The sequence below is a fragment of the Hydrogenophaga taeniospiralis CCUG 15921 genome (assembly GCF_001592305.1).
GTDB classification, from domain to species: domain Bacteria; phylum Pseudomonadota; class Gammaproteobacteria; order Burkholderiales; family Burkholderiaceae_C; genus Hydrogenophaga; species Hydrogenophaga taeniospiralis.
Genome location: NZ_BCWR01000001.1, coordinates 485782 through 501725, shown reverse-complemented (window position 1 = coordinate 501725; position 15944 = coordinate 485782). Strand labels below are relative to the sequence as shown.

Below are 15944 nucleotides of genomic sequence, written 5' to 3'. Positions count from 1 at the left end.
ACTTTGTTTTGGGGTATGCACCATGAATCGACCGATCCGCACCACACCCGCCCAGTCCACCGCGCCCGGCCATCGCCAGCGCGGCTTCACCCTGGTGGAACTGAGCATCACCCTGCTGGTGATCGGTCTGCTGCTGGGCGCCGTGGCCGTGGGCCGCGACCTGCAGCGCAGCGCAGCCAACCAGCGCCTGTCCACCGACTTCGTGCAGGGCTGGCAACTGGCCTACGAGGCCTATGTGAACGGCGTGGGGCGACCGCCCGGTGACAGCGCCACCAACCCGACCGGGCAGATCAACGGCGGCACCGCCCCGGCGGGCACAGAGCTGTGCGGCAACGACATGCTCAACGCGTTCCTGGCCGCCGGCGTTCGCCTGCCCGAAGGGCGCACGGCCGGCAGCGCGGACCGCTACGTCTACCTGGACAGCAACGGCAACCCGCAGGAAGTGCGGGTCTGCTTCCGGAGCGTGGACTGGGCCGAACCCGGCGCCGCGGTCAACACCTACGCCACCCGCCCACGCAACGTGATGGTGCTCAGCAGCGTCACCCCGTCGCTGGCGTCCATGCTCGATCAGCAGATCGATGGCCGCAACGACGCCCGCTTCGGCCGCTTCCGCGATGTGTCGTTCGCCAACGCGATCGCGACCACCGTCGGGCAGACCTGGCCCATCGACGACCGCATGGCGTTCGGCACCACCGTGGCAACCTCGCTGGACGAATCCCAGGTGGCCGTGACCACGGCGTATCTGCAGATGATGCGCTGAGGGGGCGTCGCCGCCGAGCGCGACCGCTTGACGCCGATGGCCCAACTGTGGCGCCGCAGTGTCTTGGCATGGGTGGGCACCATGAACGAAGTACCGGCGTGCGAACGGCAGGAGTTGCTGGGCTGAAGCTTGTGACTCAGCTCGCCCGGTACGTGCTGTCTCCGTGCGGTGCGGCGCAGAACTCGGGCAGTGCTTCGGCGGCACCCGACAACACACACAGCAGCGGGTAGCGCTCGGCAGGCACCTCGGCGGGCAGCATTTGCTGAATGAACTGCCAGGCCACGGCGGTGCTCACCTCGGCCTGGCCCAGCGTGGCGCGCGAGACGTTCAGCGCTTGGGCGTTCAGTCGTGTCTCCAGGCCGTCGCAGGCGGCGAGCAGTTGCCCGGTGACCCGCGTGACCCAGGGCTCGTGCTGCTTCTCGGCGGGGCGCAGGCCGCGCTCGTACACGATCTGCACCGCCTTCTCGCACGCAGCCAGCGCCAGGCCCACGGTGCGCAAGGCCTGCGCCAGCGCGGCGGGTTCCTTGGGGAACAGGCTGCGCCCGGCCAGCGCTTCGGCGTACTGCAGGATCAGCGTTGAGTCCATCAGCACCGTGCCGTCGTCGCACACCAGCGTGGGCGCCTTGACCACCGGGTTGATGCGGCTGAACTCGTCAAAGGTGCGGAACACCGAGAGCGACTGGTGTTCGAACGGGAGGTCGAGCAGTTGCAGCGAGATGGCGACGCGGCGCACATAGGGTGAGTCGAGCATGCCGATGAGTTGCATGGCAGATCCTTCGGGTTTCAGTGGTGGGCAGCCAGCGCCTTGGCGATCTTCCCGCGCTTGACGGTGGCGCGTGGCACTTGCTGCGGCAGGTGTTCGAACCAGCGCCGCACATCGTCTTCCACGCACAGGCCGTGCATGTAGTTGTAGATCGCCTTGCGCAGGCCGATGCCAAGCGCATCGTGGTCGGTGCCGGTGGGGTCGATGAAGCCGATGTCGTTCTTGGCGAAGCTCACCGGCGGCAGCGGGATCAGCTCGATGCCGTAGGCCGCCGGGTCCTGGCCCACGGGCGAGTGCACGGTGCAGCTGAAACGGTGGAAAAAGCCGCTCTGAATGCAGCCGGCCTCGAACAGCTGGCGCACGTATTCAAGTGCGTCCACCGTGTCCTGCAGCGTCTGGGTGGGGAATCCGTACATCAGGTAGGCGTGCACCAGGATGCCGGCGTTGGAAAAGCCCTTGGTGACGCGCGCCACCTGCTCGACGCTCACGCCTTTCTTCATCAGCGTGAGCAGGCGGTCGCTCGCCACTTCCAGGCCGCCGCTCATGGCGATGCAGCCGCTTTGCGCGAGCAGCTCGGCGAGCTCGGGCGTGAAGGTCTTTTCGAAGCGGATGTTGCCCCACCACGAGATGTTGAGTTCGCGCCGGATCAGCTCCTCGGCCAGCGCCTTCAGTGCCTTGGGCGGAGCGGCTTCGTCCACGAAATGGAAGCCGGTCTGGCCGGTCTCTTCCACGATCTGCTGGATGCGGTCGGCCAGCTTTTGCGCCGTGGCGGTTTCGTAGCGGCCGATGTAGTCCAGGCTCACGTCGCAGAAGCTGCATTTTTTCCAGTAGCAGCCGTGCGCCACAGTGAGCTTGTTCCAGCGGCCGTCGCTCCACAGCCGGTGCATGGGGTTGAGCATGTCGAGCAGGCTCAGGTAGCGGTCCAGCGGCAGGCCGTCCCAGGTGGGTGTGCCCACGTCTTCGAACGGGATGTCGGGCTCGGCGAGGTGGATGTAGCGCACGGTCCCTTCGCTGTCGTCCCGCACGAACGTGCGCTGCAGCCGCTGGCGCCCGCGTTGGCCCTGCAGGTGCTCGATGATGGACAGCACCGGCCGCTCGCCCGCGTCCAGCGTCACGAAATCCACGAAGTCGAAGATCCGCGGGTCGGACAGTTCGCGCAGCTCGGTGTTCACGAAGCCGCCGCCCAGGGCGATGCGGATGTGTGGGTTGTGGCTCTTGATGGTCTGCGCGATGCGCAGGGCCGCGTAGACCGAGCCGGGAAAGGGCACCGAGAGCAGCACCAGCGTCGGGTTGTGGCGGTGGATGGCGGCGAGCGTGAGGTCGTGCAGCAGCTCGTCCACCAAGGTGGGCGGCGCGGCGAGCGCGGCCGCGAGCGGGTCGAAGGTGGGCTGGCTGCTGGCCAGCGACTCGGCGTAGCGCACGAACTCGAAGCGCTCATCGACCGCGTCGCGCAGCACGTCGGCCAGATCGTTGAGGTACAGCGTGGCGAGGTGGCGGGCCTTGTCCTGCACGCCCAGCGCGCCGAAAGCCCAGGCCAGCGGGTCGCCGCCGCCGTCGCCCAGGTCCACGTCGTCGTACACATCGAGCGCGGCAAAACGCGGGCCCTCGGGCAGCAGGCCGCGCGCGGCGATGCGGTGCGCCAGCGTGGAATCGCGGCCCTGCAGGAAGGCGATGGTGGGGCCGATGGTGCTGCGGTAAGCGTCGAACTGGTCCAGGAAGGCGTGCACGCTGCCCGAGCGCTGAGCTTCGGGCAAGGCCAGCGCCCGCCCGCGCACGGCCTCCAGCCCGGCCGGGGTGAAGAGCTTGAGCACCAGCGCCAGAGCCAGGTCTTCCTGCGCCGCATGGATGCCGCGCGAGCGCAGGAAGCCGGTGAGGTAGGCGGTGGACGGGTAGGGCGTGTTGAGCTGCGTCATCGGGGGGATGAGGCTCAAGACGCGGAAATCGGATGTCATGGGGCGGGCGGCGGTGGTGGGCCGCTGGGCAGGGCGGTCGGGGCGCTGCCGGTGCAACGCCAGCCGGCAGTTTAAAGGCCCAGCAGCGCGCTTGCACGCAGCCGTTCAGAACCCTGGAAATGCTGATTCAGCCAGTTCTGCACCGCTGCCTGCCGCTGGCCCGGTGAGAGTTCGGGCGCACGGGACAGGTGCTCGATGGTCGAGCGGGCCGTGGTCAGTCGTTGTTCCCACTCGGCCTGGGCGCGTTCCTCGGCCTGCAACCGATCCGCCGCCTCCTGGCCCAGCGCCACCACCCGCTCGTGGTGCCAGGCTTGCGGCGCCAGGCCCGCGGGCGCCGCAGCGGTCCACACAGGCTCGGCCGCGCTCTGGGTTTGGGGGGGCCGGTCCAGGCGCTGGCGCAAGGCCGTTTCTTCTTCCCGATAGAACGCATCGGCCCAGGCCATGCCCAGCAGCTCCCGCCTGACCAGCTGGCGCTCCTGCAGCACGGACGCCCAGCGCTCGGGCCGACCCAGGTCCATGGTCTCGCGGAAGGCGTGTTGCTGCAGTTTCAGGTAGCGGTCCCACACCTCCAGCACCGCCTGCGCGCCCGGGGGCCCCAGGTCGCGTTCGGCCAGCCAGGCCACCAGCAGGCGCAGTTCGTCGGGCCGTGTTTCGCCCAGGGTGGTGAGCAGCTGGTCGAAGCGGCGGCGCAAGTCGGCGCTGGGGGTCAGCCGCCGCCCGTCCCAGGCGCCCCAGGCGCCATCGAGTTCGGCGCCCCGCAGGGACCCATCGGTCAACAGGGTGTGCCACAGATCTTCAGGCGCTACGGGTGGGCGGGGCGCTTGCGGGGCGGCATTGGCCGATGGCCTGTCTGCGCCACCCAGCGCCAGCAGGCTCCAGCCCGGGCCCGCGCTGCTCTGTGCAGCGGATGGCTGTGCCGGGGGCGGGACCGCCGGTGACGGGGCCAGCAGGGCCACCAGCCCCGCCACCCCTGCGGCACACAGCACGGCCCCCACGGCCCAGAGACGCTGTGGGCGCCCCATCGTCAGAGCCCGGCCAGCTTGAGGCGGTTGGCGTGGGTGCGGTAGAAGGCCACCGGGTCGGGGGTGAACAGCCCGCGCAGGCCAAAGGCCTGATTGACCTCGTCAAGGTGGTTCCACGGGTAGTTGTCGCGCAGCACCACGCCCCAGTGTGAAGAGCAGCGACCCACGAGCCCATCGTTGGCGCCACCCTTGAAGCTCAGCGAGCCCACGGCCATCAGGCCATCGGTGGGGTCGAGCAGGTTGGTGACCACGCCGGTGCCGCCGATGGAGTAATAGCGCACGTTGTTGACCACGGCCATGCCTTCCCCGCAGGGCTCGCTCGGTTTCCCAGCGGGGAAGCGCTGGGTGAACGCGGCGCTGCCCTGGGTGGTGAGCGAACGCATGGCCGCTTCGGAGTTCTGGGGTTTGGCTTCGCCCGACAGGGCGCTCACGAGGCCGGCGAAGGCATCCATCAGTTTCGCGGCCACCGCCGTGCTGCCGGTGCCGTCCACCGCGGCCTCGATGTCGTCGGCCACGGGGCTGCCGGCGTGGGGCGAGCCCACACTGGTGGCCGAAGCGACCAGCTCGGGCGCCACGGCCGCCACATAGCGGATGGTGTGACCGCCGTGGCTGTGCCCGATCAGGTTGAACTTCTGGTACCCGTAAGCGGCCTGCAGCCGGCGCAGCTCGGCCAGCAACTGTTCACCACGCACCTCGCTGGCATTGGCCGCCGATTGCTGGGTGACGTACACCTTGGCCCCGCTGCTGCGCAGTGCGGACGGCACGCCCCACCAGTAGTCCACCGGGCCGATGGCGTCGAAGCCGAACAGGCCGTGCACCAGCACGATGGGATGCCGGGTCTGGGTGTAACCGCTTTGGGCGCTGGCGGGCATGGCCACGCACGCCGCCACGGCCAGCACGGCAATGGGCAGAAGTTTCTTCATGTCGTCCGTCTCCTCGTTGGTCTGTTGAGTTGGTACCGATTGGTACCAATCGGCCCCACTTTGTAATAGAACGACCGTTCGCTTGGGGAGAGGGTTTGTACCGACGGGTGCGGTGGGACGCAACAAGCGGGTCACGCCACAGGCGGCACAGGGGTAGCCAATCAGCACTCCACGATGTTCACGGCCAACCCGCCGCGCGAAGTCTCCTTGTATTTGGTCTTCATGTCGGCGCCGGTCTCGCGCATGGTCTTGATGACCTTGTCCAGGCTGACGTGGTGCACGCCGTCGCCGCGCAGCGCCATGCGGGCGGCGTTGATGGCCTTGACCGAGGCGATCGCATTGCGCTCGATGCAGGGGATCTGCACCAGGCCGCCCACCGGGTCGCAGGTCAGGCCCAGGTGGTGCTCCATGCCGATCTCGGCCGCGTTCTCCACCTGCTCGGGCGTGCCGCCGAGCACCGCGCACAGCGCGCCAGCGGCCATGGAGCAGGCCACGCCCACCTCGCCCTGGCAGCCCACCTCGGCGCCGCTGATGCTGGCGTTTTCCTTGTAGAGGATGCCGATGGCCGCCGCGGTGAGCAGGAAGTCGACCACGCCCTCGTCGTTCGCGCCGGGCACGAAACGCCGGTAGTAGTGCAGCACGGCGGGCACGATGCCGGCCGCGCCGTTGGTGGGTGCTGTGACCACGCGGCCGCCAGCGGCGTTTTCCTCGTTCACCGCCAGCGCGTAGAGGTTGACCCAGTCGAGCACGGCCAGCGGGTCGGTCAGGGCCTTTTCGGGGTGTTGTGTGAGGTCGCGGTAGAGCTGCGGTGCGCGCCGACGGACCTTGAAGCCGCCGGGCAGCACGCCGTCGGTGCGGCAGCCGCGCTCCACGCAGGCCTGCATCGCCACCCAGATGCGCAGCAGCCCGTCGCGCACCTCGTCGTCGCTGCGCCAGTGGCGCTCGTTCGCGCGCATCACGCCAGCGATGGACAGGCCCTGCTCGCGGCAGCGCTGCAACAGTTCGTCGCCCGAGCGGAACGGGATGGGCAGCTGGGTCGCGTCGGGCGCGATCACTTTCTGTTTGCTGCCGTCGGCGGCCACCTCATCGCTGACCACGAAGCCGCCGCCCACCGAGTAGTAGGTGCGCTCTGCCAGCAGCGTGCCGGCGGCGTCCCAGGCGCTCAGGCGCATGCCGTTGGCGTGGAAGGGCAGGGTCTGGTTGCGGAAGAAGGAAAGGTCTTCGCGGTTGTTCCAGGCCACGGTGTGCTGCTCCAGCAAGCGGATGCTTCCAGATGAGCGGATGCCATCGATGGTCGGTTCCACCGATTCGATCGGCACCGACTCGGGCTCGTGCCCGCACAGGCCGAGCAGCACGGCCTTGTCGCTGCCGTGGCCCTTGCCGGTGGCGCCCAGCGAGCCGTACAGCCCGCAGTGCACGCGCGCCACCTGCGCGAGCAGGCCGTGGGCCTGCAGCCCGGCGACGAACAGCCGCGCAGCCCGCATGGGCCCCACGGTGTGCGAGCTGCTGGGGCCGATGCCGATCTTGAACAGATCAAAAGCCGAAATGGCCATGGTGTCTCCTTGTATTGGTTGTAGGGGCCGGTATATGTGTTCCATGGCGCCGCAGCGTCACCCGCAACACCTGAAGTGGTGCAGCCCAGGGCACCGCCGGGCCGGCTTTGCCGGACGGCCAGTGCCGCCCCCTTGAGGGGGTGACGCGAAGCGGCGCGGGGGTGCTTCATTTCAAGCTGTGGCGGACTGCAGCACGGCGCGCGGCGCCAGCCCCTCTTGCCACTGTGCCACGTGCCCGGTCAGCTGGTGCGCGGTGATGGCAGAAAGCGTCCAGCCCAGATGGCCATGGCCGGTGTTGTAGAACACGTTGGCCAGCCGGCCCGCGCCCACGCGCGGCAGCATGTTGGGCATCATGGGCCGCAGGCCGGCCCAGGGTTCCACGCGGCGCGTGCTCACGCCGGGGAAGCAGCGGTTCACCCAGTCCACCAGCGGGCGGATGCGGTCGGCGCGGATGTCGAGGTTCAGGCCGTTGAACTCGGCCGTGCCGGCCACGCGGAAGCGGTCGTCGCCCAGCCGGCTGGTCACCAGCTTGGTTTCGTCGTCGAGCAGGCTCACGGTGGGCGCGGCGGCCTGGCTCTGGGCGTCGTTCAGCGCCACGGTGATGGAATAGCCCTTGACCGGATAGACGTTGAGCCGGTCGCCGAGCTGCGCGCCCAGGGCGCGGCTGTGCACGCCGGCACAGACCACCACCGCGTCGGCGCTCAGCTCTTCGCCATTGGCGAGCGTGACGTGGGCGGTGTGGCCGGAGCTGCGCACGCGCGCCACGGTCTGGCCGGTCAGCAGCTTCACGCCCAGGCGCTCGCAGGCGAGAGACAGGCCGTGGGTGAACTTGTGGATGTCGCCGGTGCTGTCGCTCTCGGTGTAGTAGCCGCCGAAGTACTGGCCCTGCAGCGTGGGCTCGATGGCGCGCATCTCGTCGGGCGTGACGGCGCGGCGTGGCAGGCCGCCTTCGGCCAGCAGTTTCGACACCTCGCCTGCGTGCTCGAAGCCAGAGCGGTCGCGGTAGATGTGCAGGATGCCCTGTTGTTTCAGGTCGAAATCGATGCCTTCGGCCTGCGCCCAGCCGAACAGGTGTTCGCGCGCGGCAATGGCCAGCTTTGCGGTGGCGATGGTGTTGTCGCGGTACTTCGGAATGGAGGCGATGAACTCGGCGAACCAGCTGAGCTTGTGCCACGAGGGCTTGGGGTTGACCAGCAGCGGCGCGTCGGCCTTGAGCATCCACTTCAGACCTTTGACGAGCGTGGACGGGTGGGTCCAGACCTCGGCGTTGGAGGCCGAGAGTTGCCCGCCGTTGGCGTGGCTGGTTTCCATGCCCGCGTAGCGGTGCTTTTCGATCAGGGTGACCTGGTGACCCTGGCGGGCCAGGGCGTAGGCGCTGGTGACGCCGGTGATGCCGCCGCCGATGACGATGAGGTGTGCCATGGGAATCTCTCTTTCGAAGCCGTCAAACAAGGAAGGCACGACCCGCACACCGTGTGCGGGCCATGACCCCCTCTGTTTGTGACCTGAGAGATTCACCCACCGGTGTGGCGGGCTTGCTCCTGCGGTGGGCCGGGACGACGAATCCCGGCCGCTCTTCAGAGTGTGTGGTGCGGCGATACGCACCGGATGCGCTCCAGCGGTCTGGGGTGCCTGAGAGTTTCCGGGGTGGTTGCTCCTTCGGCGCCAGGGCTCGCTGGCCCTGGTCTCTCCCGCTGTGGCGAAAAACGGGCGATCAGGCCAGTTCGGAAACCGGGATGCAGTTGCAGAACAGGTTGCGGTCGCCGTAGACGTTGTCGATGCGGCCCACGGGCGGCCAGTACTTGGCGTGTGCGCGGGTCGATGCACTGGCGGCGCCCACGTCGCGTGCGTAGGGGTGCGGCCAGTCGGTCTTCATGAGGCTGTCGGCCGTGTGCGGCGCGTTCTTCAGCGGGTTGTCGTCCTGCGGCCATTCGCCTTTTTCCACGCGGCGGACTTCCTCGCGGATGGCGATCATCGCGTCGATGAAGCGGTCCAGCTCTTCCAGCGTCTCGCTCTCGGTGGGCTCGACCATCAGGGTGTTGGCCACGGGGAAGGAGAGCGTGGGCGCGTGGAAGCCGTAGTCCATCAGGCGCTTGGCCACGTCCTCGGCCATCACGCCGCTGGTTTCCTTCAAGCCGCGCAGGTCCAGGATGCACTCGTGCGCCACGTGGCCGTTGGTCGAGGCGTAGAGCGTGGGGTAGTGCGGCGCCAGGCGCTTGCTGATGTAGTTCGCGGCCAGGATGGCGGCTTCGGTGGCGTGCTTCAGGCCGTCGGCACCCATCATGCGGATGTACATCCAGCTGATCGGCAGCACGGCGGCGTTGCCGAGAGGCGCAGCGCTGACGGCACCGACGCGGAATTTGTCTTCCGCCTCCGGCGTGCCGCACACACCGGCCGGCTCGGCGCCCGCACGGTGACCAGGCAGGAACGGCACCAGGTCTTCCACCACGCAGACCGGGCCGACGCCCGGGCCGCCACCGCCGTGGGGAATGCAGAAGGTCTTGTGCAGGTTCAGGTGGCTCACGTCGCCGCCGAACTCACCCGGCGCGGCCACGCCGACCAAGGCGTTCATGTTGGCGCCGTCCACATAGACCCGGCCGCCGTGGCTGTGCACCAGGGCGCAGAGCTCTTTCACGGTGGTCTCGAACACGCCGTGGGTGGAGGGGTAGGTGATCATCACGCAGGCCAGGTTGGCGCTGTGTTTTTCGCACTGGGCCTGCAGGTCGGCCAGGTCCACGTTGCCGCTTTCGTCGCACTTGGTCACCACCACCTGCAGGCCGGCCATCTGGGCGCTGGCGGGGTTGGTGCCGTGGGCCGATGAAGGAATCAGGCAGATGTTGCGGTGCGCTTCACCGCGCGAGTCGTGGAAGGCCTTGATGGCGAGCAGACCGGCGTATTCACCCTGCGAACCGGCATTGGGCTGCAGGCTGATGCCGGCGTAGCCCGTGGCCTGGCACAGCCAGGCGCGCAGCTGTTCGTCGAGTTCCTTGTAGCCCTGGAGCTGATCGGCCGGGGCGAAGGGGTGCACGTTGGCGAACTCGGGCCAGGTGATGGGGATCATCTCGCTGGTCGCGTTGAGCTTCATGGTGCAACTGCCCAGCGGGATCATGCTGCGGTCCAGCGCGAGGTCCTTGTCGGACAGCGCGCGCAGGTAACGCAGCATGCCGGTCTCAGAGTGGTGGCTGTTGAACACCGGGTGGGTGAGGTAGCTGCTCGTGCGGCGCAGCTCGGCCGGGATCAGCGGCTCCACGCCCTTCTCGAAGGCGTCGAAGCTGGGCAGAGCCTGCCCGTCCTGGGCGAACACCGACCACAGCAGGGCGACGTCGTCGCGCGTGGTGGTTTCATCCAGCGACATGCTCACGTACTGGCCCCAGGACCGCTTCAGGTTGGCGCCCTGGGCCACCGCCTTGGCCACGATGGCCTGGGCTTGGGTCGCGTCGGCGGCCTTCACGGTCAGCGTGTCGAAGGCGGACTCGCTGGTCAGCGTGCAGCCCAGTTGCCGCAGACCTTGCGCCAGCACGGCGGTGTAGGCGGCCACGCGCTGCGCGATGCGCTTCAGGCCCTGTGGGCCGTGGTACACGGCGTACATGCTGGCCACGACGGCCGGCAGCACCTGCGCCGTGCAGATGTTGGAGGTGGCCTTCTCGCGGCGGATGTGCTGCTCGCGCGTCTGCAGCGCGAGGCGGTAGGCCGGGTTGCCGTGGGTGTCCACGCTCACGCCGACCAAGCGACCGGGCATGGAACGCTTGAATGCGTCGCGGCAGGCCATGTAGGCGGCGTGCGGGCCGCCGGCGCCCATGGGCATGCCGAAGCGCTGCGTGGTGCCGATCGCGATGTCGGCGTCGAATTCGCCCGGAGGCACCAGCAGGGTGAGGGCCAGCAGGTCGGCCGCGACGATGAAGGCGGCCTGTTTGCCGTGCACCGTCTGCACCTCGGCGCGCAGGTCGTCGATACGGCCGCTGGTCGAGGGGTACTGCGCCAGCACGGCGAAGTAGTCGTCGCCCGCGAGCGCGTCGGTCCATTCCTGCGCCGAGTTGGCCAGCTTCACCGTCAGACCCAGCGGCTTCGCGCGGGTCTGCACCACTTCGATGGTCTGCGGGTGCGCGTCGCCGGCCACCACGATCACGTTGCCCTTGGCTTTGACCGAACGGCGCGCCAGGGTCATGGCCTCGGCGGCGGCGGTGGCTTCGTCGAGCATGGACGCGTTGGCGATGGCCATGCCGGTCAGGTCCGTGACCATGGTCTGGAAGTTCACCAACGCTTCCATGCGGCCCTGCGAAATCTCGGCCTGGTAGGGCGTGTAGGCGGTGTACCAGGCGGGGTTTTCCAGCACGTTGCGCAGGATCACGCCGGGGGTGTGCGTGCCGTAGTAGCCCTGGCCGATGAAGCTCTTGAACACCTGGTTCTTCGCCGCGATGGCCTTGAGCTCGGCCAGTGCGGCGGCTTCGGTCACGGCGGGCGGCAGGTCCATGCCCGCACTGCGCGCGATGCTGCGCGGCACGATGCCGTCGATCAGGGCGCGGCGCGAGGCCTCGCCGATCACCGACAGCATCAGCGTTTCGTCGGCTTCGCTGATGCCGATGTGGCGGGCGATGAACTCCGAGGCGTTTTCGAGTTCATCCAGGGGTTTGACAGACGGCATCAGCATGGGACGACCTTGTGGCGATAGAGGAAAGTCTGGGTTCTGCGGTTCAGCATGGCGAATGACCGCCGCATCGAGAGAAGTGACCCCATCCGCGGGCGCCGCGGAACCGGCTTCGCCGGGCCGCCAGCGCCGCCCCCTTGAGGGGGTCGCGCGCAGCGCGGCGGGGGTGGGTCAAGCTCAAGCCGCGAAAGCGGCGTAAGCGGTTTCGTCGAGCAGGGCGTCCAACTGCGAGGCGTCCGACAGCTTGACCTTGAAGAACCAGCCGGCGCCCAGCGGGTCGCTGTTGGCCAGGGCCGGGTCGGCGCGCAGGGCCTCGTTCACTTCGGTGATGACGCCGCTCACGGGCATGTACACGTCGGCCGCGGCCTTGACGGACTCGACCACGCCGGCCACTTCCTTCTGGGCCAGGGTCTTGCCCACTTCGGGCAGGTCCACGAACACCACGTCGCCCAGCGCGTCCTGCGCGTGGTGGGTGATGCCGACGGTGGCGATGTCGCCGTCAACGCTGATCCATTCGTGGTCTTCGGTGTATTTGGTGGTCATGGTGGGCTCCGGTGAAGAAAGTTGAAATGGGGCGGCTCAGCCGCGGAAGTATCTATTGGGAACGAAGGGCATGGGCGCGACCTCCATCGGCACGGCCTTGCCGCGCACGAGGGCGTTGACGCGGGTGCCGATGGCGGCGAACCCGGGGGCGACGTAGCCGATGGCGACCGGCTTGTCGGCCGTGGGGCCGAGCAGGCCGCTGGTGACTTCGCCGATCTTCTGGCCGTCCAGGCTCTGCAGTTCGACGTGTTCACGCACCGGCACACGCTCCAGCGCGACCAGGCCCACGCGCTTGCGCGTCAGGGCTTCGGTGCCGTCGAGCTGGCCGAGCACGCGGGCCGCACCCGGGAAACCGCCGGCGCGCGCGCCACCGGTGCGGCGCACCTTCTGCATCGCCCAGTTCAGCGTCGCCTCGACCGGCGTGGTGGTGGTGTCGATGTCGTTGCCGTAGAGGCAGAGGCCGGCTTCGAGGCGCAGCGAGTTGCGCGCGCCCAGGCCGATGGGCTTGACCTCGGGCTGCGCCAGCAGGGCGCGGGCGAACGCGTCGGCGCTGGCCGCGGGCAGGGAGATTTCGCAGCCGTCTTCACCGGTGTAGCCGCTGCGGGTGACGAACAGGTCGGCACCGTTCCAGGTGAACGCGGCACCGGTCATGAACACCAGTTTTTCCACGCCGGGCAGCAGACGCTGCAACGCGGTCACGGCCTGCGGGCCTTGGAGGGCGAGCAGGGCGCGGTCGAATTGAGACTCCACGGTGCAGCGCTTGCCGATGCGCTCCACGATGTGGGCCAGGTCGCCGTGTTTGCAGGCGCCGTTGACGATCACGAAGATGTCCGAGCCACGGTTGACGAACATCAGGTCGTCGATGATGCCGCCTTCGTCGTTGAGCAGCAGGCCGTAGCGCTGCTTGCCCACGGGCAGGTCGATCACGTCGACCGGCATGAGCGACTCGAACGCGGCGGCCGCATCGGGGCCGGAGAGCGTGAGCTGGCCCATGTGCGAGACGTCGAACAGGCCGGCGGCGGCGCGGGTGTGGTGGTGTTCGGCCATCAGGCCGGCGGGGTACTGCACCGGCATGCTGTAGCCGGCAAAGGGCACCATGCGGGCACCGAGTTCAAGGTGCAGGGCGTTCAGCGGGGTCTGGAGCAGGTCGGTACTGGCGGAGCTGTGGGACACGGCGGGCTTTCCGGAACGCTCGGGCGTTCATTGGGGGCAGGCCTCTGGGCAGAGGGTCAACACGGTGCATCCGTGCGCTGCCCCTCTGTCCGCTTTACCTGAGAGATTCGCGCGGACGATGCCGCACTTGCTCCTTCGGTGGACCGCCTCGGGGGCGGCCTCTCTCCAGTGGGGGACACCGCCTGTGAAAGCGGTGGTTGCCAGTCCTTTTGCCTGAGCGTTCAGGACCTTCCCGCGAGATGCGGCCCGGTCTCCTGCGCCTTCGGCGGCGCCCCGTGCGGGGCGCGCTCTCCTGACCGGCGGAGTTTACCTCAGGCCGCGGCCACCACGGGGTTGGGGCGGCGCGAAAACTGCCCGTTCAGCACCGCCACCACCACCGCCACCAGCAGGATCAGCATGATGGGGTGGGCCGGCGACATATAGCGCGGAATGTTGTGGGACACGAAGGCGTAGAACGACATCAGGCCGAACGGCAGCACGGTCACGGCCAGCAGGTCGGGGCGGCGCCGCAGCAGGCCCACGAAGAAGGCGGTCAACAGCGCCAGCCCGGCCAGCAGGTTCAGCACCTCCACGATGGCGTCCTGCGTCGCCAGGCTCACGAGTGGAATCTCGACCTTTTTCAGGCCCCAGAAACCATGCCAGAAGAATGGCAGGGTCATGACGAGATGGCGCACCGGGCGCTCCTTGAGCATCTGGATCGCTTCCTGGCGCCGCATGCCGTCGACCACCTCTTCCGGGTAGTGCTTGCCCTGAACTCTGAGCTGGTTGACCAGGATGGTGTACCGCGCGCCGGCCTCGGCATGGAAGCTCACGGCCAGGTCCGGGCGGCCCGCACGAATGGCCTCGATGTCCGACTTCCAGAAGCTGGAGAGCCCGCGGTTGAGCCGTTGCCAGCGCCCGCCACGCTCGAACTCGTCGCGACCGTTCTGGCCGAGCCGCGTTCCGTCGACGAGCCGGCGGTAGATGGTGGGGCTTTTCTCATAGATCAGGCCAATGACTTCGTCGTTGGTCATGTTGTTGAGCGTTGCCCGGCCGTGCAGGATCAGCCCCCCACGATCCGAGATGCGCACGCTGTCGAACTGCAGGTGGTTGCGGACCATCCAGGGTGCCACGACCACCGCCAGCCCCAGGCCCATGGCCAGCCCCCAGGTGGCGATCCGGCCCACTGAAACCTGCATGCGTTGGCGCGCGAGCAGCATCACGGCCACCAGCAACAGCAGGGCGACCACGTTGATGTAAATCGATGAGGCCTTGGTCAGGGCCAGCAGCCCCATGGTGGCGCCACCGGCCAGGAAGAAGCCGGTCTTCTTGTCTTTCACGCCGCGGTACAGCAGGTACGAACCCCAGACAATCGCCGTGGCCGTGGTCAGCTCGGTGTAGAAGGTGTCGATGTACTCGCGGGCGTTGAAGAAGAACACATAGGCCAGTAGGGTGGCTGTGAGGGTGGCGGTGACGCTGTGTGTGAGCCGGCGCGTGAGCAGCCACACGCCGAGCAGCCCGGTGAACACCCAGAGCAGGTTGCTCATCTTCACGAAGCGGGTCAGATCGCCGGCCCGGAAATGGCCGAAGCCCAGGTGCTCGCTGTTGGAGGGGGCGAACAGCTCCAGGTAGGCATAGACCACCATGGGCGGCAGGGGTTCGCGGAAGTCGGTGGGCAGGGGGTTGGCGCTCCCTTCGTGCGAGAACACGCCGTGTTTGTACAGGTTGGTGGCGATCAGCAGGTTCTGGACGCCGTCGCCCAGCACCGGGCCGTCGGTGATGTTGCTGGCGCTGTGGTAGGTCAGGCCGGTGCAGAGCAGCAGGGGCAGGGCCCAGCCGTGAACGAAAGAATGGCGGACCCGGGCGTAGAGGGCCGGTTGGCGACGGGCGAGGTAGCCGACCAGCGCCTCCAGCAGCAGCCAGACCGCCGCAATCTTTAGGGCCCACAGCAGCCCACGGGGGACCACGACGCCGAGGTGTGGCCGGAAGAAGGCCTTGGGGACCTTGAGGCTGAGGAAGGGGTCGGCGCCGGTGCTCTCGAAGGTGATGGCCTGTGGCGAGGCCGCGACCAGCTTCAGTTCCGTGTTGGTCTGCAACGCGGCCTGCAGCGCCTCTCCCTTGAGTTGCTGTTCGGCCCAGCGGCTGGACAACCGGACTTCACTGATCTCGAACCGGCCCGGCTGTGTCATGGGGTCGATGCGGACTTCCTCGATGGCCCGGTAGCCCTGGATGGCGATCGAATAGCGTTGCCAGCTGTCTTGGGCAGCCTTGCGGGTTTCGCGCAAGCGGGGGTCGAAGTGGCTGCCCGGCACGTCGTAATAGATTTCGACAGGCCCGCCGTGGTCGACCCGCATCTCGAAGTCGACCTCCAGGCTCTGGTGAAGGTGGGCGAGGGCGACGTAGGTCACCAGACCCAGCACCAGCACCAGCAGTGTGCGGAAGACCGACCCGCCCAGTGACAGGGAGCGAAGGGAAGCGATGCGGTCTGCGGGCATACGGGGGATTTCGTTGGGCGCGTGACAGGACGCCGGGTGCCTGCGCTGCCGTCGAGTCTTCTTGGACGGGCGTTGACAATGTTTTTCGATTGTGATTTTAGTGTGACCAATGTCACCAAAAGACCGGACCGCGTGG

At 68.2% G+C, this 15944-nt stretch carries 11 protein-coding genes and 4 riboswitches; of the genes, 1 reads left to right on the top strand and 10 read right to left on the bottom strand.

What is annotated here, in order from left to right; genetic code table 11:
- Positions 1 to 22: 22 nt before the first annotated feature.
- Positions 23 to 760: a type II secretion system protein gene (locus HTA01S_RS02295; RefSeq protein WP_068166928.1), complete on the top strand. Its 738-nt coding sequence runs from the start codon at positions 23 to 25 to the stop codon at positions 758 to 760.
- 136 nt (positions 761 to 896) lie between these two features.
- Here HTA01S_RS02295 and HTA01S_RS02290 read toward each other — a convergent pair whose 3' ends face one another.
- The 10 genes from HTA01S_RS02290 to HTA01S_RS02245 all read right to left on the bottom strand — a co-directional run bounded on the left by HTA01S_RS02290 (position 897) and on the right by HTA01S_RS02245 (position 15808).
- Positions 897 to 1526 carry a glutathione S-transferase gene (locus HTA01S_RS02290; RefSeq protein WP_068166927.1) on the bottom strand — a complete coding sequence of 210 codons (630 nt, stop codon included), beginning with the start codon at positions 1524 to 1526 and terminating at the stop codon, positions 897 to 899.
- A 17-nt stretch (positions 1527 to 1543) separates the two neighbouring features.
- Entirely contained in the window at positions 1544 to 3475 is a 1932-nt protein-coding gene (locus HTA01S_RS02285) for a B12-binding domain-containing radical SAM protein (RefSeq protein WP_068167125.1), read from the bottom strand.
- Positions 3476 to 3546: 71 nt separating this feature from the next.
- Positions 3547 to 4497 carry a lipase secretion chaperone gene (locus HTA01S_RS02280; protein ID WP_157571932.1) on the bottom strand — a complete coding sequence of 317 codons (951 nt, stop codon included), beginning with the start codon at positions 4495 to 4497 and terminating at the stop codon, positions 3547 to 3549.
- 2 nt (positions 4498 to 4499) lie between these two features.
- Positions 4500 to 5420 (bottom strand): esterase/lipase family protein, encoded by a 921-nt coding sequence (locus HTA01S_RS02275; RefSeq protein ID WP_068166925.1) that lies wholly within the window; start codon positions 5418 to 5420, stop codon positions 4500 to 4502.
- Between the two features lie 161 nt (positions 5421 to 5581).
- Positions 5582 to 6973 carry an L-serine ammonia-lyase gene (locus HTA01S_RS02270; RefSeq protein WP_068166924.1) on the bottom strand — a complete coding sequence of 464 codons (1392 nt, stop codon included), beginning with the start codon at positions 6971 to 6973 and terminating at the stop codon, positions 5582 to 5584.
- 171 nt (positions 6974 to 7144) lie between these two features.
- Positions 7145 to 8395, bottom strand: a complete 1251-nt coding sequence (locus HTA01S_RS02265; RefSeq protein WP_068166923.1) for a D-amino acid dehydrogenase — start codon at positions 8393 to 8395, stop codon at positions 7145 to 7147.
- 62 nt (positions 8396 to 8457) lie between these two features.
- A riboswitch (glycine riboswitch) is annotated at positions 8458 to 8564 on the bottom strand.
- A gap of 18 nt (positions 8565 to 8582) precedes the next feature.
- Positions 8583 to 8677, bottom strand: a riboswitch (glycine riboswitch).
- 10 nt (positions 8678 to 8687) lie between these two features.
- The gene (gcvP, locus tag HTA01S_RS02260) at positions 8688 to 11621 is read right to left on the bottom strand and encodes an aminomethyl-transferring glycine dehydrogenase (protein WP_068166922.1); all 2934 of its coding nucleotides are present in this window, start codon (positions 11619 to 11621) and stop codon (positions 8688 to 8690) included.
- Positions 11622 to 11795: 174 nt separating this feature from the next.
- Entirely contained in the window at positions 11796 to 12161 is a 366-nt protein-coding gene (gene gcvH / locus HTA01S_RS02255; RefSeq protein ID WP_068166921.1) for a glycine cleavage system protein GcvH, read from the bottom strand.
- Positions 12162 to 12197: 36 nt separating this feature from the next.
- Positions 12198 to 13334 (bottom strand): glycine cleavage system aminomethyltransferase GcvT, encoded by a 1137-nt coding sequence (gene gcvT, locus HTA01S_RS02250; RefSeq protein WP_068166920.1) that lies wholly within the window; start codon positions 13332 to 13334, stop codon positions 12198 to 12200.
- A gap of 75 nt (positions 13335 to 13409) precedes the next feature.
- Positions 13410 to 13513: riboswitch (glycine riboswitch) on the bottom strand.
- 21 nt (positions 13514 to 13534) lie between these two features.
- Positions 13535 to 13630, bottom strand: a riboswitch (glycine riboswitch).
- Positions 13631 to 13645: 15 nt separating this feature from the next.
- Positions 13646 to 15808 carry a glycosyltransferase family 39 protein gene (locus tag HTA01S_RS02245; protein WP_068166919.1) on the bottom strand — a complete coding sequence of 721 codons (2163 nt, stop codon included), beginning with the start codon at positions 15806 to 15808 and terminating at the stop codon, positions 13646 to 13648.
- Positions 15809 to 15944: the final 136 nt, after the last annotated feature.

Coding starts and splice junctions, on each gene's coding strand:
- HTA01S_RS02295 (WP_068166928.1), top strand. CDS start 23: ATGAATCGACCGATCCGCACCACACCCGCCCAGTCCACCGCGCCCGGC.
- HTA01S_RS02290 (WP_068166927.1), bottom strand. CDS start 1,526: ATGCAACTCATCGGCATGCTCGACTCACCCTATGTGCGCCGCGTCGCC.
- HTA01S_RS02285 (WP_068167125.1), bottom strand. CDS start 3,475: ATGACATCCGATTTCCGCGTCTTGAGCCTCATCCCCCCGATGACGCAG.
- HTA01S_RS02280 (WP_157571932.1), bottom strand. CDS start 4,497: ATGGGGCGCCCACAGCGTCTCTGGGCCGTGGGGGCCGTGCTGTGTGCC.
- HTA01S_RS02275 (WP_068166925.1), bottom strand. CDS start 5,420: ATGAAGAAACTTCTGCCCATTGCCGTGCTGGCCGTGGCGGCGTGCGTG.
- HTA01S_RS02270 (WP_068166924.1), bottom strand. CDS start 6,973: ATGGCCATTTCGGCTTTTGATCTGTTCAAGATCGGCATCGGCCCCAGC.
- HTA01S_RS02265 (WP_068166923.1), bottom strand. CDS start 8,395: ATGGCACACCTCATCGTCATCGGCGGCGGCATCACCGGCGTCACCAGC.
- gcvP (WP_068166922.1), bottom strand. CDS start 11,621: ATGCTGATGCCGTCTGTCAAACCCCTGGATGAACTCGAAAACGCCTCG.
- gcvH (WP_068166921.1), bottom strand. CDS start 12,161: ATGACCACCAAATACACCGAAGACCACGAATGGATCAGCGTTGACGGC.
- HTA01S_RS02245 (WP_068166919.1), bottom strand. CDS start 15,808: ATGCCCGCAGACCGCATCGCTTCCCTTCGCTCCCTGTCACTGGGCGGG.